The following is a 25,630-nucleotide window of genomic DNA, read 5'->3' as shown; positions in this document are numbered from 1 at the left end:
CGGGTAAACGCGTACTGATGCAACCGGAAAATGCTGACTTAATTTATGGCAATTGCCCTGACATGATTAATGCTCCACTAACAGGGCATGGCTTCCCAACTATTTGAGATGGCCCAAGCACTTGCCTAATAAGCACTTGCCCAAGGCGGCCGGATCGGCTGAACGATGTTGGCGGCAACGGTCATGGCGTGGCTGGGCGGAAATTTTCGGACCTGAAGGACGAGATGGACAGGGTTGATTGCGTGATCGTCGGTGCGGGGGTGATCGGCCTCGCCGTGGCGCGGCGGCTGGCACAGGCCGGCCGCGAAGTGATTGTGCTCGAGGAGGCCGAGGGGATCGGCACGGTGACCTCGTCGCGAAACAGCGAGGTGATCCACGCCGGCATCTACTACCGCGCCGGCAGCCTGATGGCGCGGATGTGCGTCAGCGGCAAGCGGGCGCTCTACCGCTACTGCGCCGAGCACGGCATCCCGCACAAGAATTGCGGCAAGCTGATCGTGGCCACCACGCCTGCGGAGACCGAGAAGCTGCAGTCGATCCGCGCGCATGCCGAGGCCAACGGCGTCGACGACATGCAGCTTCTGTCCGGCGAGGCGGCGCGCGCGCTGGAGCCGGCGCTGAATTGCGACGCAGCGCTGCTGTCGCCCTCGACCGGGATCATCGACAGCCATGCTTACATGCTGGCGCTGCGCGGTGACGCCGAGGCGGCCGGGGCGGCGTTTGCCTTCCATACGCCGCTGCTCCACGCCAGGGCCACCGCCGACGGGTTCGAGATCGAGGCCGGCGGCGCCGCGCCGATGACGCTGGCCTGCGATCTCCTGGTCAATGCCGCCGGGCTCGGCGCGACGGCAGTCGCGCGCAACGTCGAGGGCATGCCGATCGAATTGATTCCAACGGCCTATTTGGCCAAGGGCAATTACTTCAGCTGCAGCGCCAGGGCGCCGTTCTCGCGGCTGATCTACCCGGTGCCGGAACCCGGTGGGCTCGGCGTCCACCTGACGCTCGACATGGCCGGACAGGCGAGATTCGGGCCCGACGTCCAATGGATCGATCACATCGATTACGCGGTCGACCCTGATCGGGCCGAGCGGTTCTATCCGGCGATCCGGAAATACTGGCCGGCCCTGCCGGACGGCGCGCTGATGCCGAGCTATTCGGGAATCCGCCCCAAGATCGTGCCGCCGGCGGTGGCGACCCAGGATTTCCTGATCCAGGCGCCGGCCGATCACGGCGTCGCGGGCCTGATCAACCTGTTCGGGATTGAATCGCCCGGACTGACATCGTCCCTCGCGGTCGCCGACCATGTCGGCGCGTTGGCGGAACTCTGAGCAAATACAGTAAGGCCTCCCGGGGGATGCGCGCGCGCTTGGGCGTTCATCCCTCGGTGAAAGGCCAGGCTATTTGCTAATTTGCAGGGGGGCGGTCTAGTGGACCGTGTCGTCGGCGGACAGTCTCAACCGCTCGATTTGATCCTTGACCATCAACTTGCGGCGCTTCAGCTCGCAAATATGCAGGTCGTCTACAGAGGGGTGAACGAGCGCTTCGTGCAGTTCGTTCTCGAGTATTTTGTGTTTACGCTCCAGCTCAATGAGATGGGCCTGTATTGCCATTGCGAACACTCCTCGGTGCGTTAAACCTCAGGTTCGATCCGGACCGCCGAGTGTACACGAGTGGACGGCGCTGTCGATGGGGGACGCGAAATGCCGCACGCACTCATTTCGGTTTATCTGTAACCAATCGTGACTATGGAACCGGTCCGGCTTGCGCGGCGCGCGTTCAAGGAGGATATTCCGGCGAGCGGCGACTTCAGCCGCAACAACCTTATCGTGCTTATCAGTTAATACACAACCATGAACGATCAGGATGAGCGCGAACTAATCGCCGAACTCGCGCGGCTGCAACAAGAGCACCGCGACCTCGATGCCGCGATCGACGCGCTGCATCAGTCGCCGGCGCCGGATCTCTTGATGCTGCAGCGCTTGAAGAAGCGGAAGCTGCAACTGCGCGATCGCATCGCCTTCATCGAAGACCAGATCACGCCCGACATCATTGCCTGACGCGTGCCGCGGCGCGGGCCTTCGCGGTTCGGCGCTTCCGGTTCAGACCGGGCGACGGTTTTCCCCGTCATCCACAGCGCCTCGCCGGCTTCACGTTCGCGGCAACGGACGGAAGGCGGTTTCCCGGCGCTTGACTCCACATGAACAAAAAGAGAACATGCCAGCCCAGCCGCCAGCCATCAGAGGGAGTTTCGCCATGTCCGCACCGCCTTCCCTGCCCGACAACAGCCGCTACGAGAAGGCCTGCGATCAGGCGATCGCGATGTGCGACGGCAACCTGCGCAGCACCATCAAGGCGCTGATCATGGCCAACGAATATCTGGAAGCCGAGCTTGAGGAATTGCAGGCCGCGATCACCGCCGGCTGCGTGCCGGCGCAGACCCGGGCGGCGAGCGATGCCGCCTGATCCTTGGCCTGATCTTCAGGGAGCACAGCGATGGCCGATGTAACGTATTACGTGGCACTGCCCTTCATGCAGGATGATGACGGCACGCCGGTCGCCGGCAATGCCGAGGAATGCCAGAGCTCGGCGGTCGCGCTGCGCCGCGCGGAGACCATGTCGCGGATGCCCGGCAGCATCGGCGCCGTCGCGTTCAGCCGCACCGGCGATCCTGCGATCGGCGAATTCGGCGATGCCAAGCTGTTGCGTGCTTACGGAAATGTGCCGGAGGATTTGAGCGCGTTATAGTTCTCGGGATTCGTGGCGCCGCTGGGCCTTGCGCACATACATCGCACGGTCGGCCTCATCGAGCACGCGATCGATATCCGAGTGCGCGGTAAGGATAGCAACGCCCGCGGAGGCGCCTGCGGTGACCTGGCTGTTACGAAACATGAAGGTCAACCGATCGATCGCCTCTTCCAGCGCAGCCGCCTTGGCGCGGGCATCGATCTCGCTGAGATTCCACAGCAGCACGGCGAACTCGTCACCGCCGAGACGGCCGATCACATCGGAAGCGCGCACCTGATCCGATATCGCGGCAACGATCGCCTTCAGCACCTCGTCGCCCGCCGCGTGGCCGAAGGCATCGTTGATCGGCTTGAGGCGATCGACGTCGAGCACGATCAGCGCACCGGAGGCCTGATAACGCTTGATGAAGGAGAGCGAACGGGCGAGCTCGCGCTCGAATCCGCGCCGGTTGAAGATGTCGAGCAGGAAGTCGGTCTCGGCGGAGGCCTGCAGCTCCTCGATCCGGGCCTGCGCCCGCGCCAGCTGCGCCCGCAAGCTGCGGATGGTCGATTTGTCGCCGGATGCGACCGCGCCTCGCGTGGAAGCTCCGGTTCCAGCCCGTTTGGTTCCAGCCCGCTTGGCTGCAGTCTTGCCCGGCCTGGATTTGCGCGCGGCGGGCGCGCCTTTCCGTCGTTTCGCGGCCCCGGAGGCGGCCGACGTCGTCTTCTTCTTCATGCGCATCCTTGTTGAGGCCTGCTTATGAAGGCTTGCCGGGATTCACCAAGACAGGATAGTCCATTCTAACTCCCTTGCCACGCCTTGGATGACGCCCGGGCCGTCCCTATAATCGGCCTATGCTTTTGGATTCCTGCACAGAATTGAAGAGATGACCGCTCCGATCGCCATCATCATGGGAAGTCAGTCCGACTGGGAAACCATGCGCCATGCCGCCGAGACGCTGGCTGCGCTCGGCGTGGCCTGCGAAACGCGCATCGTTTCGGCCCACCGCACCCCGGATCGGCTCTATGCCTTTGCCAAGGGCGCCAAGGCAGCCGGCCACAAGGTGATCATTGCCGGCGCCGGCGGCGCCGCCCATCTGCCGGGCATGACGGCCGCGCTGACGGAGCTTCCGGTGTTCGGGGTTCCCGTCGAGTCGAAGGCTCTGTCGGGCGTCGATTCGCTCTATTCGATCGTGCAGATGCCGGCCGGCGTCCCGGTCGGAACGCTGGCAATCGGCAAGGCCGGCGCGATCAATGCCGCGTTGCTCGCGGCGAGCGTGCTCGCACTCAACGATCCGGCTGTGTCGGCCCGCCTTGCGGCCTGGCGCAAGCAGCAGACCGACGCGGTCAACGAGCATCCGGAGGGCGCGGCGTGACGGCTTCGAACGCAGTGAAGCTGAAGCCGGGCGACACCATTGGAATCCTCGGCGGCGGACAATTGGGCCGGATGCTGGCGATGGCCGCGGCGCGCCTCGGGCTCCGCTGCCAGGTGTTTTCGCCGGATCCGGACTCCCCGGCGTTCGACGTGGTGCAGAACGCGACCTGCGCGGAATATGCCGACGTCGAGGCGCTCGAACTGTTCGCCAACGATGTCGACGTCGTCACCTATGAGTTCGAGAATGTCCCGGCCGCGACCGCGATGGTGCTCGCCGCGCGGCGCCCGGTGCTGCCGGCCTACAAGATCCTGGAGACCACGCAGGACCGGCTGATCGAGAAGGATTTCATCAGCAAGCTCGGCATCGGCACGGCCGACTACGCCGACGTGTCCTCGGTCGGCACGCTGCGCACGGCAATCGAACGCATCGGCCTGCCCGCGGTGATCAAGACCCGCCGCTTCGGCTATGACGGCAAGGGCCAGGCCATCATCCGCGAGGGCGATGACCTCGAACAGGTCTGGGAGGACCTCGGCACCAAGTCGGCCATCCTCGAGGCCTTCGTGCCGTTCGAGCGCGAGATCTCGGTGATCGCGGCCCGCTCCGCGTCCGGCGAAGTCGAATGCTTCGACGTCACCGAGAACGAGCATCGCGACCACATCCTGAAAATTTCCCGCGCGCCGGCCGCGATCACCGATGAGCTTGCCGTGCAGGCGCGCGCGATCGCCGAAGAGATCGCCTCGGCGCTCGACTATGTCGGCGTGCTCGCGGTGGAGATGTTCGCGGTGCCCGGCAACGGCAGCAAGGCGACGGTGCTGGTCAATGAGATCGCGCCGCGCGTGCACAATTCCGGTCACTGGACGCTCGACGGCGCCTCGATCTCACAGTTCGAGCAGCACATCCGCGCGATCGCCGGCTGGCCGCTGGGCAAGCCGGTGCGCCACGGCGACGTCGTCATGACCAACCTGATCGGCGACGACATCCTGAGCTACGAGCAGTGGCTCACCGTTCCCGGCGCCACAGTGCATCTGTACGGCAAGGGCACGCCGCGCCCCGGCCGCAAGATGGGACACGTCACCGAAGTGACGCCGGCCCGGAAGGGATAATTCCACACGCGGCCGATAGCCGCCTTCGTCGCATCGATGGAAATGGGATCGTGGCAACCACGATCCATTAGAGCAACGGTTCTGATTGAATCAGAACCGATGCTCTGGATTTTTGTTTACCCGTTTTCTTCACGCGAACCGGCGTCCACTTCGCTCGAAAACGCTCTCGCCGATCACGCCGTCTTCGCGCCGGCGACGATGCCGGTCGGCTCGTCGCTGAGCCAGCGATAGATCACGCCGCCGAGCGCACCGCCGATCAGGGGTGCGACCCAGAACAGCCAGAGCTGCCCCAGCGCCCAGCCGCCGACGAACAGCGCCGGCCCGGTGCTGCGCGCCGGATTCACCGAGGTGTTGGTGACGGGAATGCTGACGAGATGGATCATCACCAGCGCGAGGCCGATGGCGAGCGGTGCGAAGCCGGCGGGTGCCTTGCCATGGGTCGATCCCATGATGATGAACAGGAACATCATGGTCATCACCACCTCGGTGATGAAGCACACCACCATGTTGTACTGGCCGGGTGAGTGCGCGTCATAGCCGTTGGAGGCAAAGCCCTTGCTGACATCGAAGCCGGGCGCGCCGCTCGCGATCACATAGAGCAGCCAGGCCGCGATGATTGCGCCCACAACCTGCGCGATGATGTAGGGCAGCACCTGGCCGCCCGGGAAACGCCCACCCGCGGCGAGCCCGACCGTCACCGCCGGGTTGAGGTGGCAACCCGAGATATGGCCGATCGCATAGGCCATGGTCACCACGCTCAGCCCGAAGGCCAGTGACACGCCGACCAGGCCGATCCCGACCTGCGGAAAGCCGGCCGCGATCACCGCGCTGCCGCAACCAGCGAATGTGAGCCAGAACGTACCGATGGCCTCGGCAGCGTATTTCTTCATCTCCATCTCGCATCTCCCCTATTTCCAATGTCCGGGTTATCCAAAACGCCGGGAGCGGCCCTCATCTGGGCGCCAAACCACCCAAATCAGGGCCGCACAATGGCATTTTCGCCCTATTTCGTGGCTTTACTAGGCCCGAAAGTCACTCGACCGGTGGACATCTGCGCGTTTGTCTGATACATGCGCGCGCCTAGGGTTAAGAGGCAGGCCTTTTGCCGTCCCTTCACCTCGCCAGAATTCCGAACCGATCAATTCAAAAGAGGATGCCGCGTGCAGGTTCTCGTCCGCGATAACAATGTCGACCAAGCCCTGAAGGCGCTGAAGAAGAAGATGCAGCGCGAGGGCATTTTCCGCGAGATGAAGCTCCGCGGTCACTACGAAAAGCCGTCTGAGAAGAAGGCCCGCGAAAAGGCCGAAGCCGTGCGCCGCGCGCGCAAGCTGGCGCGCAAGAAGCTGCAGCGCGAAGGCCTGCTGCCGATGAAGCCGAAGCCGGTGTTCGGCGCTGGCCCCGGTGGCGACCGCGGCGGCCGTCCGGGCGGTGCAGGCGCCGGTCGCGGCCCTCGCTGAACCGTTTTGCCGATATGGAAGTCTAACAGCGCGGGCCACGGGCCCGCGTTGTCGTTTTGAAGCACGCCGCGTTCCGGGGTACCCATGCAAAACGACCGGCAAGAGCATTTTGCATGACGGCTGATCCGGTAGCCCGCCCGCCCTTTCCAGGACCGGCGCAGCGCCGTTGCGCGCCGCATCTCGTCATCATTGCAGTGCTTCTCGGCCTGCCGCTCGCAGGCTGCTCCTTCGACCTCGGTTCATGGGGCTCCTCGGACGACAAGCCGAAGCCCGCTGCCACCGCCGACAAGCCCGCCGCCGACACCATCACCCCGCAAGACGTCAACAGCGCCAAGGATCACACCACGCGTGCGCAGGCGCTGGCGCGCTCCGGCAAGCTCGACGAGGCGATGGCGGAGTTCGAACAGGCGCTGGCGGCCGACCCTTACAACATCCAGGCGCTCTACGGCCGCGCCCTGATCTATCAGGGCCGCGGACAGCATCAGCAGGCGATCGACGATTTCACGGCAGCCAGCGGGCTGTCGCCGCAGAGGGCCGAGCCCCTGGTCGGCCGTGCCACCAGCTACCTCGCGCTCGACAAGGCCAAGCAGGCCGCCAGCGATCTCGACGAGGCCGTGCAGGCCGATCCCGGCAATGTTGGGGCGTGGAGCACGCGCGGCCAGGCCTATGAGCGGCTCGGCGACAAGGCCAAGGCGGCGGTGTCCTACAATCGCGCGCTCGCGCTGCGGCCAGGCGACGGCAATGCGCGCAGCGGGCTGGCGCGCACCGGCGGCTAGCCCTTGGCGTGAAGACAATCCGTCAGCAACGATCGAGCGGCGCTGCGGCTACTTCGGCAGGACGGCGTGGAACATCGACTTCATGCCGGAGAACATGTCGTCGGTCACCGACGTGCGCTCGTTCTTCTGCGCCGGCATGATCGCCTCGGCGCGCAGGTCGAGCGGGGCCTGCACCACCGGGACCGGAATGTCGGCCGGCGGCGTCAGCCGGTTGGAATCCTGGCCGCCGGCGGCATAGGGCGGACGCGGCTGCGAGGATTGATCGACATTGTCAGTGGACGGGCTCGACACCATGATCGGCGGCGGCAACGGCCGGATCGCCGACGTGGCTGCCGGACGCTGCGCCTCAGGCAGGCGGGCGAGATCGGTGCGCGTGGCATCCTGGGACCGCGCCGCCTCCTGCGGACGCTCCTTGCGCAGCCGCTCGATGGCGGCGCGTGCGAGGTCGTTGGCGTCGCGGCTTTCCTCGGGCGTCACAGCAGCCTCGACCGGCGCGGCTGACGTCGCGGGCGCGGCCGGCTGCGGCGCGGCGGGCGCGACCTTCGCGACCGCCTTCGGCGCCGCCGGGTGATGGCGGGTGTCGGCGGGGATGCTGGCGGTATCTGCCGGCGCGTCAGGCTTCACATCGGCCGATTTGGGGTCGGCCGATTTCTCGGCAGGCTTCTCGGTGACGGTGGCCTTCTCAGTGACGGTGGCCTTCTCGGACGCCGACCGTTCGATCAGCGTGCGCTCGGACATGCCCTTGGCCTTCACGCCGGCTTCGGGGAGGCTGCTGACGACGGTGGCGGGCTTGGCGGCGGCTTTCGGATCTGCCTTGGGATTTGCCTTGGGATCGACTGCGGCGGTCACGGCTGCGGCTGACGGTGCTTCCGGCTTGGCCACGATGTAGTGATTAACGATGTACGCCCCGATGATGGTCGCTGCCACCGAGGGTAAGATGTCCATCACAAATTTCTTCAGGTAACTCAGCATGACCTGCCACTCCCCACCCCGCTACTACATGCTGGAACTTTGAGGCACATTCAGGGATCAACTGCGTCGGATCGGTGGCAAACCCCCGTTCCGACGTCACCTTTGGTGTCGCTTTGGTTTCAGCCGGAGGCGTCCCCTGCGCAGGCCGCATCCGCCTTCTAGATCATCGCGCAGCCGTTAACGGGTTATGAATTTCCACAGCCGCGCCGGCTCGGACCTGCCATTCGGCGGGTGCAGGGTTCCTTGCTTGGTTCTCGCGCCGCGTCAGGGCTTGAGTTCGACCTCGAGGAACACGATCTCGCTGGCCGTCTCGTTGAGCACGTCGTGCTGGACCCCGGCCTTGCGGAAATAGGATTTGCCGGCTCCGAGCTGCGCCTTCGAGCGCTCGCCGTTCGGCGCCACGATCGTCATCTCGCCCGCCGTGATCGGAACGATGACATAGTCCATCTCATGGGTGTGGTGGCCGGTGGCGCTGCCCGGCGCGAGGCGCCATTCGGTCACCCGGACTTCCGCCGTATCCACCTGCACATCCGATTTGGCACTGAGCATCGTCATTTTCTCCAATTTTTTTTAAGCGGATCATGCTCTACGGCACGAAAACCATGAACACGAACACGGCGAACACCACCATGTGAACCAGCCCGAACAGGATGTTGGTGCGGCCGGTTCCGAAGGTGAGCATGCTGACCATGAAGGTGAGCAGCAGGATCAGCATATGCTGGTTGCTGAGCCCGAGCACCAATTGCTTGTCGAGCGCATAGGCGGCTACGGCCACCGCGGGAACCGTAAGCCCGATGGTGGCGATCGACGAGCCGAGCGCAAGGTTGATGCTCTTCTGCAGGTCGTTCTTGCGCGCCGCCGACACAGCGGCAACGCTCTCCGGCAACAGGATCAGGGCCGCCACCACCAGGCCGGCAAAGGCCGGCGGCGCGCCGATCTTGACGGTAACGACATCGACCACCAGCGAGAATTTCTTCGCCAGCAGCACCACCGCCAGCAGCGAGACCAGCAGCAGTGCAACGCTGATCGCCGTCATGCGGTCCGACATCACCTCGCCATGCGCCGCTGCCTCATTGGCGCCGCTGACGAAATAATCGCGGTGACGGATGGTCTGGGTGTAGAGGAACACCGCATAGAGCAGCACGGTCACTATGCTGACCACGGCGAGCTGGGCCGTGGAAAACACCGGGCCCGGAGAGGTCAGCGTGAAATTGGGCATATCGAGCGTGATGGTCGCGAGCACGAACAGCACGCTGAGGTAAAGGTTCGCCCCGGTGATCTGGAAATCCTGCTCCTTGTAGCGCAGGCCGCCGATGAAGATGCAGAGCCCGACCAGACCGTTGCAGACGATCATCACCACCGCAAACACCGTGTCGCGGGCCAGGGTCGGCGCCGGCGTTTCGCCCAGCATGATGGTCGAGATCAGCGCCACCTCGATGATCGTCACCGCGAGCGTCAGCAGCAATGTGCCGAACGGCTCGCCGATCCGCTCGGCTATCATCTCGGCATGGTGGACCGCCGCGAACACGGTGCCGAACAGAATGACCAGCAGCACCGCCGCAAACACCCAGCCCCCGGCCGATGGCGCGAAGCTGTAACCGGTGGCCGTGACCGCGGCAAACAACAGCACCGCCAAAACGGGATACAGCCAGGCCGACCGCGGCATCGGTCCGTGTGCACTCATCGTGGGGTCCCCTCACTTCGGTGGCGCGATTATGCGACAGACAATCGCCGCCGTCAGCCTCTTGCGGCGCCGATAAACCGCCGCGCCGTCGCCATCGCACCGAAATCGTCGAGATTGTCGTGCCCGCCACCGGGCAGTCGCACGAATTGCTTGGGCTCATGGGCGAGATCGAACAGGCGCTCGCCGAAGCGAATCGGGATCACCGGATCGTCGGTGCCATGCATGATCAGGAGCGGCGCCTTGACCTGCGCGATGAGCCGGTCGGAGTGGAATTGATCGCGCATCAGGAGGCTGACCGGCACATACCAGAAATGCGCACCGGCGACGTCAGCCGTTGATGTGTAGGGCGCCTCCAGGATCAGCTTGCCGAGGGGATGTTCGGCGGCGAGCGCGACCGCAACGCCGCTGCCGAGCGAGAAACCCCAGGCCACGATCTGCTCGGCGCGGTAGCGCGCGATGGTGAAGGCGTAAGCCGCTGCGGCGTCCTGCAGCAGTCCTTGCTCGCTCGGAGACCCGCTCGACCCTGCGTAACCCCGAAAGGACAGCGCCACCAGCCCGGTGCCGTCGGCCGTGATGGCCTTGAAGCGCGCCACGCGCCCGGCAAGGAAATCGCCATTGCCATGAAAGAACAGCGCGACGGGCCGGCCCGGCTTCGCCGGCACGTGCCAGACGATGACCTTCTCGCCGTCGCCCGTGGTCAGGACATGCTCTTCCGCTTCGGGAAGGCCCGCGGCTGCCGGCGCAGTCCGTCCGACCGGCGGGATCGGAAACAGCAGCTCGCGCTGCTTGACGTAGAGCACCGCGAGCCCGCCGAGATAGACGACGACCGCGGCGATCAGGAACCATTTCAGGATTGCGAGTGCCAGCGCCATCAGCGGTGGCCGCGGCTATGTCTTGCCGTGGAGCTTGAGCAGCTTCTCGACGTCCGCCTTGATGCTGTCGGGGACCGGTCGGCACGCGCACGCCGCCGCATGCGCGACGTGCCACTTGATGCGCTGCTCGCGCGTCGCCTGGAGCGGCATGCGATGCGCTCGATGCCACTCCCGGTTCAGCGCCATCGCTACCGCCTTACATCGCCTTGACGATGTTCTCGGTGACCTTCTTGGCGTCGCCGAGCAACATCATGGTGTTGTCGCGGTAGAACAGCGGGTTGTCGATGCCGGCATAACCCGAGGCGAGCGAGCGCTTGATGAACATCACGGTGCCGGCCTTCCAGACCTGCAGCACCGGCATGCCGTAGATCGGCGAGGTCTTGTCCTCTTCCGCCGCCGGGTTGGTGACGTCGTTGGCGCCGATCACGAAGGCGATGTCGGCCTGGGCGAACTCCGAGTTGATGTCCTCGAGCTCGAACACCTCGTCATAGGGCACGTTGGCCTCGGCCAGCAGCACGTTCATGTGGCCGGGCATGCGGCCCGCCACCGGGTGAATGGCGTATTTCACCTCGACGCCTTCCTTCTTCAGGATGTCGGCCATCTCGCGCAGCGCGTGCTGGGCCTGCGCCACCGCCATGCCGTAGCCGGGCACGATGATGACCTTCGAGGCGTTCTTCATGATAAAGGCGGCGTCATCCGCCGAGCCGAGCTTGGCGGGCTTCTGCTCGCCCGAGCCGCCGCCGGCCGCGGCGGTCTCGCCGCCGAAGCCGCCGAGGATCACCGAGATGAACGAGCGGTTCATCGCGTGGCACATAATGTAGGACAGGATCGCGCCGGAGGAGCCGACCAGCGCGCCGGTGATGATCAGCGCCGAATTGCCGAGCGTGAAGCCGATGCCGGCCGCGGCCCAGCCGGAGTACGAGTTCAGCATCGAGATCACGACCGGCATGTCGGCGCCGCCGATCGGAATGATCATCAGCACGCCGAGCGCCAGCGCGATGATCGTGATCAGCCAGAAGTCGAGCGCGCTGCCGCTCATCACGAGGCCGACGATGAAGAACACCAGCGCCAGCGCCAGCACGATGTTGATGACGTGGCGGAACGGCAGGATGATCGGCGCGCCGCTCATCCGTGCCGACAGCTTCAGGAACGCGATCACCGAGCCGGTGAAGGTCAGCGCGCCGATCGCGACGCCGAGCGACATCTCGACCAGGCTCTGCGGATGGATGTGGCCGGGCGTGCCGATGTCGAACGCCTCGGGCGCATAGAACGCACCGGCGGCGACCAGCACCGCGGCCATGCCGACCAGCGAGTGGAACGCGGCGACGAGCTCGGGCATCGAGGTCATCGGCACCCGGCGCGCGATGACGGCGCCGATGCCGCCGCCGATCGCGACCGCGAGGATGACCAGCACCCAGGCCACGCCGTCGGCCGGCGGATGGCTCGCCAGCGTGGTGCCGACGGCGATCGCCATGCCGATCATGCCGAACATGTTGCCCTGGCGCGACGACGCCGGGCTCGACAGGCCGCGCAGCGACAGGATGAACAGCACCCCCGCCACGAGATACAACAGTGCAGAGAGATTGGCGCTCATCTCAGGTCCCCCAAAATCCTCATCACCCCGAGGTGATTGCCGCTCACTTGGCTTTCTTCTTGTACATCGCGAGCATGCGCTGGGTGACCAGGAAGCCGCCGAAGATGTTCACGCAGGCGAAGATCAGCGCGACGAAGCCGAAGCCGCGGGCCCAGCCCGAACCGCTCGAGACCATGCCGACGCCGACCGCAAGCAGCGCGCCGACCACGATCACCGACGAGATCGCGTTGGTCACGCTCATCAGCGGCGTATGCAGCGCCGGCGTCACCGACCACACCACGAAATAGCCGACAAACACGGCGAGCACGAAAATCGACAGCCGGAACACGAACGGATCGACGGCCTGCGCGAGATGCTCCATGGCTTCTCTCCTTACTTCGGCTGGAAGTTGGGATGGATGACGGCGCCGTCCTTGGTCAGCGCAGTGGCCTTCACCAGCTCGTCGTCCCAATTGACCGCGAGCGCTTTGTTGGCCTTGTCGACCATCGTCTCGATGAACGAGAACAGGTTGCGCGCGTAGAGCCCCGAGGCCGACGCTGCGACGCGGCCGGCGACATTGGTGTAGCCGACGATCTTGATGCCATCGGTCTCGACCACTTCGCCGGGCCTCGCGCCCTCGACATTGCCGCCGCGCTCGACCGCGAGATCGACCAGCACCGAGCCGGGCTTCATCGATTTCACCATCTCGCCGGTGACGAGCATTGGTGCCGGACGGCCGGGGATCAGCGCGGTCGTGATCACGATGTCCTGCTTCTTGATGTGCTCAGCGGTCAGCGCGGCCTGCTTGGCCTGGTACTCCTTGGACATTTCCTTGGCGTAGCCGCCGGCGGTCTGCGCGTTCTTGAATTCCTCGTCCTCGACGGCGAGGAATTTCGCGCCGAGCGATTCGACCTGTTCCTTGGTGGCCGGGCGCACGTCGGTCGCGGTGACGACGGCCCCGAGCCGCCGCGCGGTCGCGATCGCCTGCAGGCCGGCGACGCCGACGCCCATCACGAACACCTTGGCGGCCGGAACGGTGCCGGCGGCGGTCATCATCATCGGGAAGGCGCGGCCAAACGCCTCGGCGCCCTCGATCACGGCGCGGTAGCCGGCCAGATTGGCCTGCGAGGACAAGACGTCCATCACCTGCGCGCGGGTGATGCGCGGCATCAATTCCATCGCGAAGGCGGACACGCCGGCATCGGCCATCGCCTTCAGGGCGGCCTCGTTGCCGTAGGGATCCATGATCGCGATGACCAGCGCGCCGCGCTTGTATTTGGAAAGTTCGGAGGCTTCCGGCCGCTTCACCTTGATGATGATGTCGGCGTCCTTGAGCGCGTCCGCGCTGACGGTGGCGCCAACCGCGGTGAACTCCGAATCGGGAAGGCCCGACTTGATGCCCGCGCCCGGCTCGACCGCGACCTCGGCGCCGAGTGCCCTGAACTTCTTCACGGTATCGGGCGAGGCCGCAACCCGCGGCTCGGACGGATCAATTTCCTTGGCAACGGCAATCTTCATGGGCCCTCCGGCGGCGCGAGCGGCGCACGCGTCTTCAAACTAGCGTTATTTTCGCCAGATTTGGATACCCGGTTTTTACATCCGGGTTTCGACAGCAATTCCGGCACCGCCGCGGGACGGCGGCGCCGCTAGCCGATCTAAGGATCAGACCAGGAAATAGGCCATCAAGGCGAGAATAATGGCGACGCTGATGGTGCCCCATTTGACCAGCATGAGAAACCCTTCATAGGTCTGCTCATGCGCCACGTAATCGTTGCCGTCGGCGGTCGTGTAGGCCACTTCGCTATGGTCTGCCATCGCTGTCCCCAGTCAGAAATTCGCGTCCTCCGCGAGCCATTACCGCAAACGGATAGGCAGGGCAACGGCGCGGTCCCGATCGGGCGATTTGAAGCGCAAATCGTCCCCGATCCACGTTCGAGCGACGACGCCGCGGCAGCCCCTCGGCAGGATTGGCCTCCCAAACGCAGGCATCATGGAACGATCATGCCGCCAGGCGCAAAAAACGCCGAACGAAACTGGCACGGGACCGGCTGCCGCCCGGCCCGGCCGGAACGCCGATGGGCCTCAGCCCATCGCCTCCAGTTCGTCGATCATGCCGGCGATGACGGACAGGCCGCCGTCCCAGAATTTGGGGTCCTTGGCGTCGAGCCCGAACGGCCGCAGCAGCTCGGAATAGTGCTTGGTGCCGCCGGCGGCGAGCATGTCGAGATAGCGCTCCGCAAAGCCTTCGGACGCGTGCTCATAGACCGCATAGAGCGAGTTCACGAGGCAATCCCCGAACGCATAGGCATAGACGTAGAACGGCGAGTGGATGAAGTGCGGAATGTACATCCAGAACGTCTCGTAGCCCGGCTTGATCTCGATCGCCGGCCCCAGGCTCTCGCCCTGCACGCTGAGCCAGATCTGGCCGATCCGCTCGGCGGTGAGTTCGCCGTTCTTGCGCTCGGTATGAACCGCGCGCTCGAATGAATAGAACGCGATCTGCCGCACCACGGTATTGATCATGTCCTCGACCTTGCCCGCGAGCAGCGCCTGGCGCTGCTTGGCGTTCCTGGTCTGGGACAATAGCCGCTTGAAGGTCAGCATCTCGCCGAACACGCTTGCGGTTTCCGCCAGCGTCAGCGGCGTCGGCGCCATCAGCGCGCCGTTCTTCGCCGCCAGCACCTGATGGACGCCGTGACCGAGCTCGTGCGCCAGCGTCATCACGTCGCGCGGTTTGCCCTGATAGTTCATCAGCACATAGGGATGCGCCGACGGCGTGGTCGGATGCGAGAACGCGCCGGGCGCCTTGCCGGGACGGACCGGCGCATCGATCCAGCGATCGTCGAAGAAGCGCTCGGCAATCTCGGCCATCCTGGGCGAGAAGCCGCTATAGGCCGACAGCACCATGTTGCGCGCCTCGGGCCAGGCGATGGTGCCGGTCGCCGCGAACGGCAGCGGGGCGTTGCGGTCCCAGTGCGGCAGCTTCTTCTTTTTGAACCAGCCGGCCTTCAGCGCGTAATAGCGGTGCGACAGCTTCGGATAGGCCGCGCGCACCGAGGCGACCAGCGCATCGACCACCTCGCGCTCGACGCGGTTGTTGAGATGGCGGGAATCTGCGACATCCTGGAAGCCGCGCCAGCGGTCGGAGATTTCCTTGTCCTTGGCGAGCGTGTTGGTGATCAGCGCGAAGCTGCGCTCATTGTCCTTGAAGGTCTTGGCGAGCGCCTGCGCGGCAGCCTTGCGCTTGTCCCCCGCCTTGTCCTGCAGCAGGTTCAGCGTCGGCTCGATCGCGAGCTCCTTGCCGCCAATCTTGAAACGCAGACCGGAGATGGTCTGGTCGAACAGCCGGTTCCAGGCCGCGTAGCCGCTTTGCGCCTTTTCGTGGAACAGCTGCTCGACGCGATCCTCGAGCTGGTACGGCTTGTCCTTGCGCAGATCCTCGATCCACGGCCGGTAATGGCCGAGCTCCGGTTCGGCCATCGCGCGCTCGATCACGTCGTCGTCGACGCGATTGAGCTCGAGCGAGAAGAACAACAGATGCACCGACGCGGCGGTCAGCCGCTCGGAGACATCGCCGTAGAATTTCGAAATCGCGGGATCGACGCTGTCGCCGGCATGGACCAAGCCGGCGTAAGAGCCGAGACGGCCAGCCAAATCGTCGATCGCCTCATAGCGCCTGATCGCCTCGGCCAGCCACTTTCCGCCGCCTTCCTTGGCGGTATTTTCGGCAAGCTTGCCCTTGTAGTCGGTCTCAAACGCGACGCAATCTGCGTCCATTTTCTGCAAGTCGCGTGCGACCTCCGGCGCATCGATTCCGGAGTAGAGATCTGCCAGATTCCATTCCGGAAGCTTGCCGGTCTTGCTGGCTGCCTTTTTCGCCGCCGGACCGCCTGCGGACGATTTGCGTTGCGCGGCCGTTTTGCGCAACGCGGCTTCCTTGCGGAGAGCGGCCTTGCCGAGGGCAGACTTGTTGGATGCAGTTTTGGAGCGCGAGGTCATCTTGTTCGTAACCTTAGTTCAGTCGGAAAGATGTCGGCGGCGGCGGAATGAATGCGGGTTTGCAACATTTAAGAGTGCGTTAATCGGCATCGGCGACATTGCCCCGATTCGAGACAAATAAACGTAGCGTGCGGGGAAAACCATGGCTGCCACCATTTTGATCGCCGATGACGACGCAGTACAGCGCCGTTTGGTTGAAAACATGGTGCAGAAGTGCGGCTATGAGCCCCTCGTCGTGGACAGCGGCGACGCGGCGATCGCGGCCCTGACCGCATCCGAGACGCAGGCGATTGACGCCGTCGTGCTCGACCTCGTGATGCCGGGCCTCGACGGTCTCGGAGTCCTCGCAAAAATTCGTGAAGCTGGTTTGACCGTCCCGGTCATCGTGCAGACCGCGCATGGCGGCATCGACAATGTCGTGTCGGCGATGCGCGCCGGTGCCCAGGATTTCGTCGTCAAGCCGGTCGGCTTCGAGCGGCTGCAGGTTTCCCTGCGCAACGCCCTCAACGCCTCGGCGCTGAAGGGCGAATTGCAGCGGATCCGCCACAGCCGCGAGGGCCGGCTGACCTTCTCCGACATCATCACCCGCAGCGAGGCGATGGCCGGGGTGCTGCGCACCGCGCAAAAGGCCGCGTCCTCGACGATCCCGGTGCTGATCGAGGGCGAATCCGGCGTCGGCAAGGAACTGTTCGCGCGCGCCATTCACGGCAGCAGCGAGCGCAAGGCCAGGCCGTTCGTTGCGGTGAATTGCGGCGCGATCCCGGACAATCTCGTCGAATCGATCCTGTTCGGCCACGAGAAGGGCGCCTTCACCGGCGCCACCGAGCGCCATCAGGGCAAGTTCGTCGAAGCGCATGGCGGCACGCTGTTCCTCGACGAGGTCGGTGAATTGCCGCTGGCCACGCAGGTGAAATTGCTGCGCGCCCTGCAGGAAGGCACCGTCGAGGCGGTCGGCGGCCGCAAGCCGGTCAAGGTCGATGTTCGCATCATCTCGGCGACCAACCGCAAGCTGCTCGATCTCGTGAAAGGCGGCCAGTTCCGTGAGGACCTGTTCTATCGCCTGCACGTGCTGCCGCTGACCATTCCGGCGCTGCGACAGCGGCGCGAAGACATCCCGCATCTGCTGCGGCATTTCCTGGCGCGATTCTGCGCCGAGGAGAACCGCAACATCACCGGCATCAGCGGCGAGGCGATGGCCCACCTCTCGCAGCTCGACTGGCCGGGCAACATCCGCCAGCTCGAGAACACGGTGTATCGCGCCGTGGTGATGAGCGATGGCGACCAGCTCGGGCTCGCCGATTTCCCGCAAGGAACAGCGCATCCGGCGCCGGACGGCAAATCGCTGCAGGGCGAGCCGCTCGTGGTGTCGCCTTCCACGGCCCCCGCCATGATTTCCGGTAATGAAATACCGGTTGTCGCCTCCCTGCCAACCGCCGGCGGCCTTTCCATGCTCAATGCCGCGGGCGAGGTGCGCCCTTTAGAAGATCTCGAGAACGAGATCATCCGCTTCGCGATTTCGCATTATCGCGGACAGATGTCGGAGGTCGCGCGCCGCCTCAAGATCGGCCGCTCGACGCTCTACCGCAAGCTCGACGAAGCTGCGGCCGGCGCGCGCGCAAGCGACGCCACTTAGCTCTCGAGGCCGACAGGCCGCACCAGGGAACCTTTTGAACCGTGTCGTGGCGGTGACAGACAAAGGCTGTGCCGCGTGGCAAAAACGCACAGCCCGGAGCGAAATCAGCTGCTTCGAGGTCAGTTTGTCGTGAGTTGCCCCGCATGGCGCTGGCTGCATGAGAGGGGCAAAGGTATCGTCTGCGTTCGTTGTGTGCAGGCGTGCGAGTCGATCGAGAGGCCGGCGCTTTCGCGCAAGCTATGAAACCAAATTCTGATTTGAACTGTTCCAGCTTGATGAGGGGCAGTTTCACCCAGGGGGTGTGACGATGCGTGACTGTTCGAACAACCGTCGAGGATTTGACCGCGTATTGATGGCCGTCGCGGCAACCTTCCTCACGGTGTCCGCGACCGCGGCCTTCGCGCAGGACACGCCGCACTCCAGCGCCTCGGAACTCGCGATCGACGCGGCGATCCCGCGCCCCGAACCGGCCAACGTGCCGCCCCCCACCGCAAGCGATTTCAAGGCCGACACCACCGCCGCGCTGCCCGATGCAGCCAAGCCGGCCGACGTGAAGCCAGCGGATGTGCACGCCACCGAAGCCAAGCCTGCTGAGACAAAGCCGGTCGACGCCAAGCCGGCAGAGCCGAGCGCGACTGCAAAGGCCGTCGAGCCGATGCCCGCCGATGCCGTAACCGCGCCGGCGACGAAGCCCGCCGACGCGCCAAAGACCGATACCGCCGTCGCGCCGGCGGCGGCCACCCCCGCCCCTGCAACGGCCACCGCGCCTGCCGCAAGCCCCGCGCCTGCAACGGCAGCGGCGCCGACCACAGCTCCTGCTCCCGCGACCGCCGCAGCGCCGGCGGGCGAACCGGCGAAGGCGGCAAGCAACGTTGCTGCCGAGGATCAGCCGGTTGCCGACAAGCTGCGCGAACTGCTCGCCAGCAAGTCGCTGCGTAGCTTTGACCGCAAGAACGAGCGCGCAGCGGCCGAGAAGTTCTATTCGGCTCGCGAATACGCGCCGGTGTTCACCAAGGCCGGCAAGCTGACCGACGCCGGCAAGGGCGTCATCGCCCGCCTGAAGGACGCGGCCGCCGACGGCCTCGATGCATCAGACTATCCGGTGCCGGATTTCGCCGCGGCGACCTCGCCGGACGCGCTGGCCGACGCCGAGCTGAAGCTCGCCGCCAGCATGCTGGACTACGCCCGCCAGGCCCAGAGCGGCCGCATGCACTGGTCGCAGGTGTCGGCGGACATTCTCTATCCGGAGCACCCGATCGATCCGGCGGAAGTGTTCGCCAATGTGACCTCCGCCAAGGACGCCTCCGCCGCGCTCGACGGCTACAACCCGCCGCAGAAGCTCTACAAGGAGCTGAAGAAGAAGCTCGCCGAGTTGCGCGGCCAGGGCGACGGTCCGGTCATCACGATCGCGGACGGTCCGACGCTGAAATATTTGCCGGCGCGCAAGAAGCAGGCCGCGGTCGAGATGGACGATCCGCGCGTGCCGGACCTGCGCAACAAGCTCGGCATCACCGAGGATGCCGACAGCACCAAGTATGACGCGACGGTCGCGCGGGCGGTGGAGAAATTCCAGAGCAGCGTCGACCTCAAGCCGACCGGCGTTCTCGACGAGCGCACGGTCAAGGCGCTGAACAATCCGAAGCGCGACCGGCAGATCGACACCGTGATCGTCAACATGGAGCGCTGGCGCTGGCTGCCGCGCCAGCTCGGCGCGGCCAGTGTCGGCAATGCCTATGTGATCCTCAACATCCCGGACTACACGCTGAAGGTGATGCAGAACGGCGCGCCGGTCTGGACCACCCGCGTCGTCACCGGGAAGCCCGGCCAGCATGCCACGCCGCTTCTGACCGAGACGATGAAGTACATCACGGTCAATCCGACCTGGAACGTGCCGCCGTCGATCATCTACAACGAATATCTGCCGGCCCTGCAGCAGGATCCGACGGTGCTGCAGCGCATGGGCCTCAGGCTCGAGCGCAACCGCGACGGCTCGATCCACATTTCGCAGCCGCCGGGTGAAGCCAACGCGCTCGGCCGCATCCGCTTCAACTTCCCGAACAAGTTCCTGGTCTATCAGCACGACACGCCGGACAAGTACCTGTTCGCGAAGGACGAGCGCGCTTTCAGCCACGGCTGCATGCGCGTGCAGAATCCCGATCAGTACGCCGCCGTCCTGCTCAACATTACCGAGCCGAACCAGCACTACACGCCGGAGCGGATCCGCAGCATGTACGGTTCGAGCGAGGTCGACCTGAAATTCCCGACGCCGATCCCGGTGAACATCACCTACCAGACCGCGTTCGTGGACGATGCCGGCAAGCTGCAATTGCGCAGGGACGTTTACGGCCGCGATGCCAGCATGCTGTCGCTGCTCAGGAACAACCGCGGCAAGGATCTCGAGACGGTGGTGGCGCACGCCCAGCCGAGCTACTCGCGTCCGCCGAGCAGCAGCCTGCCCGCCGGCGTCAATGTCGCCGGCGACAACGGCTTTGGCTCCTCCGGACCAAACTTCTTCGAGCGGCTGTTCGGGGGATTCGGACAGCCGGAGCCGCAGCCGATCCGTCGTGGGCAGGCCCAGCAGCAGCGCCGGGTGATCACCCGCTAGTCTGCATTTCGGCCCGATTGGGATAAATTTTGAAGCAAAATCAACGATCTCGCTCAAAAGGCGAGATCGTTTACGTTAACCATTTCGGGTCTCGGCCGGGGAGCATGGCTATCTTTTGCCACAGTCGCCCAGTTAGTTAAGCCTAACTTGGGGGCGGGTCGGTAAACCTCGGTTAACCCTCCCGCTTTAAGAAAGCGTTCACCGTCTTCCGCAGGGGGTCTGCGAAAGATGCCGACCGAACGCTCGTCGACTGGGTGGGCTCATAGTGCTGGCTGTCTTCGCACGCCGCTGCAATCCGCTGTCGTTGCCTAAGGCCGGATACCAAGTCGGCCTGACTGCGCTATTGCTGTTGGCGGGCGCAGGATCGGTGCACGATGCCACCGCGCTGAACCAGACCCGCACCCTCTCCTTCCACCACACCCATTCCGGCGAAGACCTCACCGTCACCTTCAAGCGCGAGGGCCGCTACGACGAAGGCGCGCTGAAGCAGCTCAACCACTTCCTGCGCGACTGGCGTTCCCAGGATGAAACGGTGATGGACCGTCACCTCTTCGACATCCTGTGGGACGTCTATAACGACGTCGGCGGCAAGCAGCCGATCCAGATCATCTCCGCCTATCGCGCCCCTGCCACCAACGCCATGCTCCGCCGCCGCTCCTCGGGCGTCGCGCGCCACAGCCAGCACATGCTGGGGCATGCGATGGACTTCTTCATCCCGGGCGTGCCGCTGGAGCAGATCCGCTACGCCGGCCTCCGCCTGCAGCGCGGCGGCGTCGGCTTCTATCCGACCTCGGGCTCGCCGTTCGTCCATCTCGACACCGGCAGCATCCGCCACTGGCCGCGCATGACCCGCGATCAGCTGGTCAAGGTGTTCCCCGACGGCCGCACCGTCCATGTCCCGACCGACGGCACGCCGCTCAAGGGCTATGAGCTTGCCAAGGCCGATATCGAGCGCCGCGGCAATGGTGACGATGCCGCGACCATCGGCAAGCCGAGCCTGTTCGCGAAGCTGTTCGGTGGCGGCAAGTCGAGTGACGATGAAGACGAAGGCGCGGCCAGCGTGAACGACAAGCCCGCCGCCAACACCGTGGTGGCTGCCGCCGCGCCCGCCAAAGCCGCCGATCCGGTTCCGCTGCCGCGCGCCAAGCCGCAGTTCGCCGCCGCCATCCAGCTCGCCGCCGCCGACGCCCAGCTCGTGCCGATGCCGAAGGCGAAGCCGGCGGTGCAAGTGGTGCAGGTGGCCGAGAACACCGCGCCGCAATCCCCTGCCGACATCATCAATGCCCGCGGCTTCTGGGGTGACGAGGGTGAGGCGCCGAAGCAGGCGTCGGCGGCGCAGATTGCCGCGCTGAAGGCCCGCGAGGCGGTCGGCGGTAGCGATCCGCAGACCACTGCGAGCACGACAACCGAAAACTTCAACAAGGCGCTGGCCTATGCGCCCGCGGCCTCGCCGGTCGATCGGGCCAACATCGTCGCAGCGACCGCGCCGATCCCGCGCAACGTGCGCCCGACGCGCAATGGTGCGGTCCCTAGCACCGAAATCAACACCGTCGTTGCCAAGGGCGCACCGAGCCAGGGCGTGATCACCACCTCCGCGCGGATCTCGGCTGCCAAGGGCAACGATATCTGGATGCGCGTGGTGATGCTGGCGCCGAGCGCCAGCAATGCCATGCTGACCACGGTGCTTGGCGACACCGACATGACCATGATGCGGGCTCATTTCGTGAAGCCGCAGGCCGCCGTCGTCATGACCTTCTCGGAAGATCCGATGATGGGCATGACCTGCGACCGCTTCTCGGGCTCGGCGACCGCCCTCCTGACGACCCAGTCCTTCGTGCTCCGCACCGCCTCGCTGCGCTGAGCCGCGCTTCTGCCGACAAGATAGCTTTCCGCCCCTTCAGGCCGGCAGCCCTGCCTTGAGCAGGCCGGCCTCGTAGCGTGCCCGATCGGGCTCATACTTGTAGCGCTGGGTTGTCAGATGCGCGGCAACCGAGAAGGTCGGCTCGCGCTTCAGCACCTCGGCGGCGTGGGCAGAGGCCGCCACCGTGTTGCCCATCTGCGCGAAGGTCGCCGCGAGGAAGGCATGATGGGTGTGGTCGGGGCGCGTGATGCGCGAGAACGCCTCGACGGCGTCGGCGTATTTCTCGGCGCAATAGCAGGCCCGGCCGAGATGGCTCCAGAAGCGCTCCGGATGGAACGGATTGAGGCGCATCGCCCGCTTGATCCAGTCGATGCCCTCCTCGGGCCGCCCGAGCCAGGTCAGGAGCTCGCCCTGCTGCACGACCACGAGGTCGTAGTTCGGGTTCAGCGCGAGCGCGCGCTCCTGGTGGAAGGCCGCCTTGTCGTGGTCGTCGCGGTTAAGGTTCAGCGCGGCGAGGATCCGGTGCACGTCACTGTCATTGTCGTCGAGCTTGAGCGCGATCTCGAGCTCTGCGGCGACCTGCGCCATGGTCGCGTCGCGGTCGGTGCACCAGTTGTAGACCCAGGTCTGGCCGAGCACGCAGGCCCGCCAGGCGTGGGCATGGGCATAGTTTGGGTCAAGCACGATGGCCCGCTCGAGCAGGCGCTGCGCCTCCGCGTTGTCGTCCCGTGCCGAGCGATGATGCAGCACCTTGGCGGCAAGCACGCACTCGTAGGCCGCCATGTTGTCGGTCGGCTTGCGCTTGACGCGGTCATGCGCGGCAGCCTCGACGCGCCCCGGCAAGGTCGCCACGATCGCGCGCGTCATCTCGTCCTGGATCGCGAAGATGTCGGCAAGCTCGCGGTCGTAGCGTTCGGCCCAAACGTGCCGGTCGGCCACGGCGTCGATCAGCTGCACGGTGACGCGGATCCGGCCGCCCGCCTTCCGCACGCTGCCTTCCAGCACATAGTCGACGGCGAATTCCTTCGCGACGTCCTGCACCTTCACGGCCTTGCCCTTGTACACGAAGCTCGAGTTGCGCGAGATCACCAGCAGATCGTGGAAGCGCGACAGCTCGGTGATGATGTCCTCGGTGAGCCCGTCGGCGAAGAATTCCTGCTCGGGATCGCCGCTCATGTTGACGAGCGGCAGCACGGCGATGGAAGGCTTCTTGGCGACGACAGGGGCGGCCACCGCACTCGGGTGCTCCGGAACGGGCCTGGCACCGGATTCGAGATGAACGCGAAAAACCCGGATCGGGCGCGCGATGTTCTTGACGGTCTGGTCGCCGAGATCCTCGAAGCTCAGATCTTCCAGGCGATCGCCGACCTGATCGCGCACCGCGCCGGAAATGCAAATGCCGCCGGGCTCGGCCAGCGTCTCCAGACGGGACGCGACGTTGACGCCGTCGCCGAAGATATCGGCGCCGTCAACGATCACGTCGCCAAGATTGATGCCGATGCGAAACTGCATCCACCGCGCCGGCGCGACGTCGGCGTTGCGCTTCGCCATCCGGCTCTGGACCTCGGCCGCGCACAGCACCGCATCGACGACGCTGTGGAATTCGACCAGCAGGCCGTCGCCGGTGGTCTTGATGATGCGGCCGCGATTCTTGGCGATGGCCGGATCGATCAGCTCGATGCGATGGGTTTTGAGGCGCGCAAGGGTGCCCGTCTCGTCAGCCTCCATCAGGCGGCTATAGCCGACCATGTCGGCGGCGAGGACCGCAGCGAGCCGGCGCTCTGGTCCTGGCACGTCCATCTGAACGATCTGCCCGGTTACCTCGCCGGCAGTGTAGCAAATCCCGGGATTTCACCCAAGCCTCGACAGGAGGCCTTCCAGCAGCTTTGACCTGAGCCTTTGAGGGGCGCGCCTTGGAGGACGCCTTTGGGGGCGCCCTTGGCAAACGCCAGCAGGGGTGGCCGCTGGCCGCCTCAGAGCATCCCCAGCGCCTGCATGTAGGTCTCCAGGATGGTCTCCTGCTCCTGGCGCTCGTTCGGATCCTGCTTGCGCAGACGGATGATGGCGCGCAGCGCCTTGACGTCGAAGCCGTTGCCCTTGCTCTCGGCATAAACGTCGCGGATGTCGTCCGAGATCGTCTTCTTCTCTTCTTCCAGCCGCTCGATGCGCTCGATGATGGACTTGAGCTGGTCCTTGGCAAATCGCGTTGCGGGCTCTTCCTTGACGGCGGCAGACGTGGTGGCCATCGCGCACTCCTGAACTGGCATCGAAATGTTACGCGAATACGCGCCTTGCGCACCGCTTGCTGCGGGCGACCCTCGATTTTGGCGCGCGTTCCGTCAAGGAAACATCGCGCTCATCCACAGCGCGCCCACAGGAGATGCTGGTCTTTCAGGTATAAACGTCATTCCGGGGCGATGCGGCAGCATCGAACCCGGAATCTCGAGATTCCCCGATGCGCAATTGCGCACCTGAGGTCTGGTGCTAACGCACCATCCCGGAATGACGTTGCTCGGCTTAATGCCCGCTTTGGGCTTTCTTCATCGCCGCGAGTTGCTCCGGCGTCGCGCTGCCCTGATACTTCGCCTTCCATTCCTCATACGGCATACCGTAGACCGCCTCACGGCTCTCGTCCTTGCTCACGGCAAGGCCCTTGGCGTCGGCCTCTTCCTTCATCCAGTTGGACAGGCAGTTGCGGCAGAAGCCGGCGAGGTTCATCAGGTCGATGTTTTGCACATCGGTGCGGTTGCGCAGGTGACTGACGAGACGCCGGAAGACCGCGGCCTCGAGTTCCGTTCTGGTTTTGTCGTCAATGCTCATGATCGTGATCCCGTGTGTCGCGCTCACCATATTGATATCAGGTGGGAATTGTCACAGATTTTGCCATATCGGCGCGCAAAACGGACCGGTCCGGCCACCCCGGCCATGGTCCGACAGCGTCGCAGACGGGCGCCCGCCCGTTGACAGTGCCGGCCGGGCACGCGAAATCGTCCATG

Annotated in this window: 27 protein-coding genes; 11 read left to right on the top strand and 16 right to left on the bottom strand. The window is 65.1% G+C overall.

What is annotated here, in order from left to right; genetic code table 11:
- Window positions 1-224: 224 nt before the first annotated feature.
- Window positions 225-1,328, top strand: coding sequence for an NAD(P)/FAD-dependent oxidoreductase (locus tag Q2M23_RS16045; protein ID WP_057019051.1), 1,104 nt, complete (start codon window positions 225-227; stop codon window positions 1,326-1,328).
- A gap of 96 nt (window positions 1,329-1,424) precedes the next feature.
- Here the strand turns inward: Q2M23_RS16045 and Q2M23_RS16040 are convergent, their stop codons facing one another.
- Window positions 1,425-1,610: a YdcH family protein gene (locus tag Q2M23_RS16040; RefSeq protein WP_016847370.1), complete on the bottom strand. Its 186-nt coding sequence runs from the start codon at window positions 1,608-1,610 to the stop codon at window positions 1,425-1,427.
- A gap of 240 nt (window positions 1,611-1,850) precedes the next feature.
- On the opposite strand from Q2M23_RS16040, the gene Q2M23_RS16035 reads away from it, so the two are divergent.
- The 3 genes from Q2M23_RS16035 (at window position 1,851) to Q2M23_RS16025 (ending at window position 2,745) form a co-directional block, all read left to right on the top strand.
- Window positions 1,851-2,057, top strand: coding sequence for a YdcH family protein (locus Q2M23_RS16035; protein ID WP_016847372.1), 207 nt, complete (start codon window positions 1,851-1,853; stop codon window positions 2,055-2,057).
- A gap of 196 nt (window positions 2,058-2,253) precedes the next feature.
- Window positions 2,254-2,463 (top strand): hypothetical protein, encoded by a 210-nt coding sequence (locus tag Q2M23_RS16030; RefSeq protein WP_028336001.1) that lies wholly within the window; start codon window positions 2,254-2,256, stop codon window positions 2,461-2,463.
- 30 nt (window positions 2,464-2,493) lie between these two features.
- Complete coding sequence (locus Q2M23_RS16025) at window positions 2,494-2,745, top strand: hypothetical protein (protein ID WP_018268738.1); 252 nt, start codon at window positions 2,494-2,496, stop codon at window positions 2,743-2,745.
- Here the strand turns inward: Q2M23_RS16025 and Q2M23_RS16020 are convergent.
- A complete protein-coding gene (locus Q2M23_RS16020; protein ID WP_057019015.1) occupies window positions 2,740-3,465 on the bottom strand; it encodes a GGDEF domain-containing protein in 726 nt (241 codons plus the stop codon). The two genes, Q2M23_RS16025 and Q2M23_RS16020, sit on opposite strands and share 6 nt — an antisense overlap.
- A gap of 145 nt (window positions 3,466-3,610) precedes the next feature.
- Between Q2M23_RS16020 and purE the strand changes: the two genes are divergently transcribed.
- Both purE and Q2M23_RS16010 read left to right on the top strand, forming a co-directional pair.
- Window positions 3,611-4,099, top strand: coding sequence for a 5-(carboxyamino)imidazole ribonucleotide mutase (purE, locus tag Q2M23_RS16015; RefSeq protein WP_316396094.1), 489 nt, complete (start codon window positions 3,611-3,613; stop codon window positions 4,097-4,099).
- On the top strand, window positions 4,096-5,202 hold the full coding sequence (locus Q2M23_RS16010; protein WP_076829604.1) for a 5-(carboxyamino)imidazole ribonucleotide synthase: 1,107 nt from the start codon (window positions 4,096-4,098) through the stop codon (window positions 5,200-5,202). The genes purE and Q2M23_RS16010 overlap by 4 nt, the downstream gene beginning before the upstream one ends.
- Before the next feature lie 173 nt (window positions 5,203-5,375).
- Here the strand turns inward: Q2M23_RS16010 and aqpZ are convergent, their stop codons facing one another.
- Window positions 5,376-6,098 (bottom strand): aquaporin Z, encoded by a 723-nt coding sequence (aqpZ, locus tag Q2M23_RS16005; protein ID WP_057019013.1) that lies wholly within the window; start codon window positions 6,096-6,098, stop codon window positions 5,376-5,378.
- A gap of 264 nt (window positions 6,099-6,362) precedes the next feature.
- Here aqpZ and rpsU point away from each other — a divergent pair, with 264 nt between their 5' ends.
- On the top strand, window positions 6,363-6,659 hold the full coding sequence (gene rpsU, locus Q2M23_RS16000) for a 30S ribosomal protein S21 (RefSeq protein ID WP_021078544.1): 297 nt from the start codon (window positions 6,363-6,365) through the stop codon (window positions 6,657-6,659).
- A gap of 113 nt (window positions 6,660-6,772) precedes the next feature.
- Window positions 6,773-7,435, top strand: a complete 663-nt coding sequence (locus Q2M23_RS15995) for a tetratricopeptide repeat protein (protein ID WP_316396093.1) — start codon at window positions 6,773-6,775, stop codon at window positions 7,433-7,435.
- A gap of 48 nt (window positions 7,436-7,483) precedes the next feature.
- Here the strand turns inward: Q2M23_RS15995 and Q2M23_RS15990 are convergent, their stop codons facing one another.
- From Q2M23_RS15990 to Q2M23_RS15945, 10 genes are all read right to left on the bottom strand, one after another.
- Window positions 7,484-8,407 (bottom strand): hypothetical protein, encoded by a 924-nt coding sequence (locus Q2M23_RS15990; protein ID WP_316396092.1) that lies wholly within the window; start codon window positions 8,405-8,407, stop codon window positions 7,484-7,486.
- A gap of 264 nt (window positions 8,408-8,671) precedes the next feature.
- The gene (locus Q2M23_RS15985) at window positions 8,672-8,956 is read right to left on the bottom strand and encodes a cupin domain-containing protein (protein WP_028340624.1); all 285 of its coding nucleotides are present in this window, start codon (window positions 8,954-8,956) and stop codon (window positions 8,672-8,674) included.
- Between the two features lie 37 nt (window positions 8,957-8,993).
- Window positions 8,994-10,091 carry a calcium:proton antiporter gene (locus tag Q2M23_RS15980; RefSeq protein WP_057019011.1) on the bottom strand — a complete coding sequence of 366 codons (1,098 nt, stop codon included), beginning with the start codon at window positions 10,089-10,091 and terminating at the stop codon, window positions 8,994-8,996.
- Window positions 10,092-10,144: 53 nt separating this feature from the next.
- Window positions 10,145-10,963 carry an alpha/beta hydrolase gene (locus Q2M23_RS15975; protein ID WP_168855435.1) on the bottom strand — a complete coding sequence of 273 codons (819 nt, stop codon included), beginning with the start codon at window positions 10,961-10,963 and terminating at the stop codon, window positions 10,145-10,147.
- Between the two features lie 15 nt (window positions 10,964-10,978).
- Window positions 10,979-11,149, bottom strand: a complete 171-nt coding sequence (locus Q2M23_RS15970) for a hypothetical protein (protein ID WP_200844487.1) — start codon at window positions 11,147-11,149, stop codon at window positions 10,979-10,981.
- Between the two features lie 10 nt (window positions 11,150-11,159).
- Complete coding sequence (locus Q2M23_RS15965; RefSeq protein WP_253638613.1) at window positions 11,160-12,557, bottom strand: NAD(P)(+) transhydrogenase (Re/Si-specific) subunit beta; 1,398 nt, start codon at window positions 12,555-12,557, stop codon at window positions 11,160-11,162.
- 43 nt (window positions 12,558-12,600) lie between these two features.
- Window positions 12,601-12,918, bottom strand: coding sequence for a proton-translocating transhydrogenase family protein (locus Q2M23_RS15960; protein ID WP_016841609.1), 318 nt, complete (start codon window positions 12,916-12,918; stop codon window positions 12,601-12,603).
- A gap of 11 nt (window positions 12,919-12,929) precedes the next feature.
- Complete coding sequence (locus Q2M23_RS15955; RefSeq protein ID WP_229192827.1) at window positions 12,930-14,054, bottom strand: Re/Si-specific NAD(P)(+) transhydrogenase subunit alpha; 1,125 nt, start codon at window positions 14,052-14,054, stop codon at window positions 12,930-12,932.
- A gap of 144 nt (window positions 14,055-14,198) precedes the next feature.
- Window positions 14,199-14,351, bottom strand: a complete 153-nt coding sequence (locus tag Q2M23_RS15950) for an aa3-type cytochrome c oxidase subunit IV (protein WP_092080774.1) — start codon at window positions 14,349-14,351, stop codon at window positions 14,199-14,201.
- Window positions 14,352-14,618: 267 nt separating this feature from the next.
- Window positions 14,619-16,535, bottom strand: coding sequence for a M3 family oligoendopeptidase (locus Q2M23_RS15945; RefSeq protein ID WP_168855433.1), 1,917 nt, complete (start codon window positions 16,533-16,535; stop codon window positions 14,619-14,621).
- 142 nt (window positions 16,536-16,677) lie between these two features.
- On the opposite strand from Q2M23_RS15945, the gene Q2M23_RS15940 reads away from it, so the two are divergent.
- The 3 genes from Q2M23_RS15940 (at window position 16,678) to Q2M23_RS15930 (ending at window position 22,634) form a co-directional block, all read left to right on the top strand.
- Complete coding sequence (locus Q2M23_RS15940) at window positions 16,678-18,168, top strand: sigma-54 dependent transcriptional regulator (RefSeq protein WP_316396090.1); 1,491 nt, start codon at window positions 16,678-16,680, stop codon at window positions 18,166-18,168.
- 307 nt (window positions 18,169-18,475) lie between these two features.
- On the top strand, window positions 18,476-20,773 hold the full coding sequence (locus Q2M23_RS15935; RefSeq protein WP_316396089.1) for a murein L,D-transpeptidase: 2,298 nt from the start codon (window positions 18,476-18,478) through the stop codon (window positions 20,771-20,773).
- Between the two features lie 265 nt (window positions 20,774-21,038).
- A complete protein-coding gene (locus Q2M23_RS15930) occupies window positions 21,039-22,634 on the top strand; it encodes a DUF882 domain-containing protein (protein ID WP_316396088.1) in 1,596 nt (531 codons plus the stop codon).
- A gap of 36 nt (window positions 22,635-22,670) precedes the next feature.
- Here the strand turns inward: Q2M23_RS15930 and Q2M23_RS15925 are convergent, their stop codons facing one another.
- The 3 genes from Q2M23_RS15925 to Q2M23_RS15915 all read right to left on the bottom strand — a co-directional run bounded on the left by Q2M23_RS15925 (window position 22,671) and on the right by Q2M23_RS15915 (window position 25,454).
- Entirely contained in the window at window positions 22,671-24,434 is a 1,764-nt protein-coding gene (locus tag Q2M23_RS15925; protein ID WP_076828030.1) for an adenylate/guanylate cyclase domain-containing protein, read from the bottom strand.
- 173 nt (window positions 24,435-24,607) lie between these two features.
- Entirely contained in the window at window positions 24,608-24,880 is a 273-nt protein-coding gene (locus tag Q2M23_RS15920) for a DUF2312 domain-containing protein (protein WP_016841616.1), read from the bottom strand.
- A 271-nt stretch (window positions 24,881-25,151) separates the two neighbouring features.
- On the bottom strand, window positions 25,152-25,454 hold the full coding sequence (locus Q2M23_RS15915; protein WP_050422684.1) for a DUF1244 domain-containing protein: 303 nt from the start codon (window positions 25,452-25,454) through the stop codon (window positions 25,152-25,154).
- Window positions 25,455-25,630: the final 176 nt, after the last annotated feature.

This window comes from Bradyrhizobium sp. 33ap4 (genome assembly GCF_032654765.1).
Taxonomy (GTDB): Bacteria; Pseudomonadota; Alphaproteobacteria; order Rhizobiales; family Xanthobacteraceae; genus Bradyrhizobium; species Bradyrhizobium australafricanum.
This window is presented reverse-complemented; position numbering and strand designations above follow the sequence as displayed.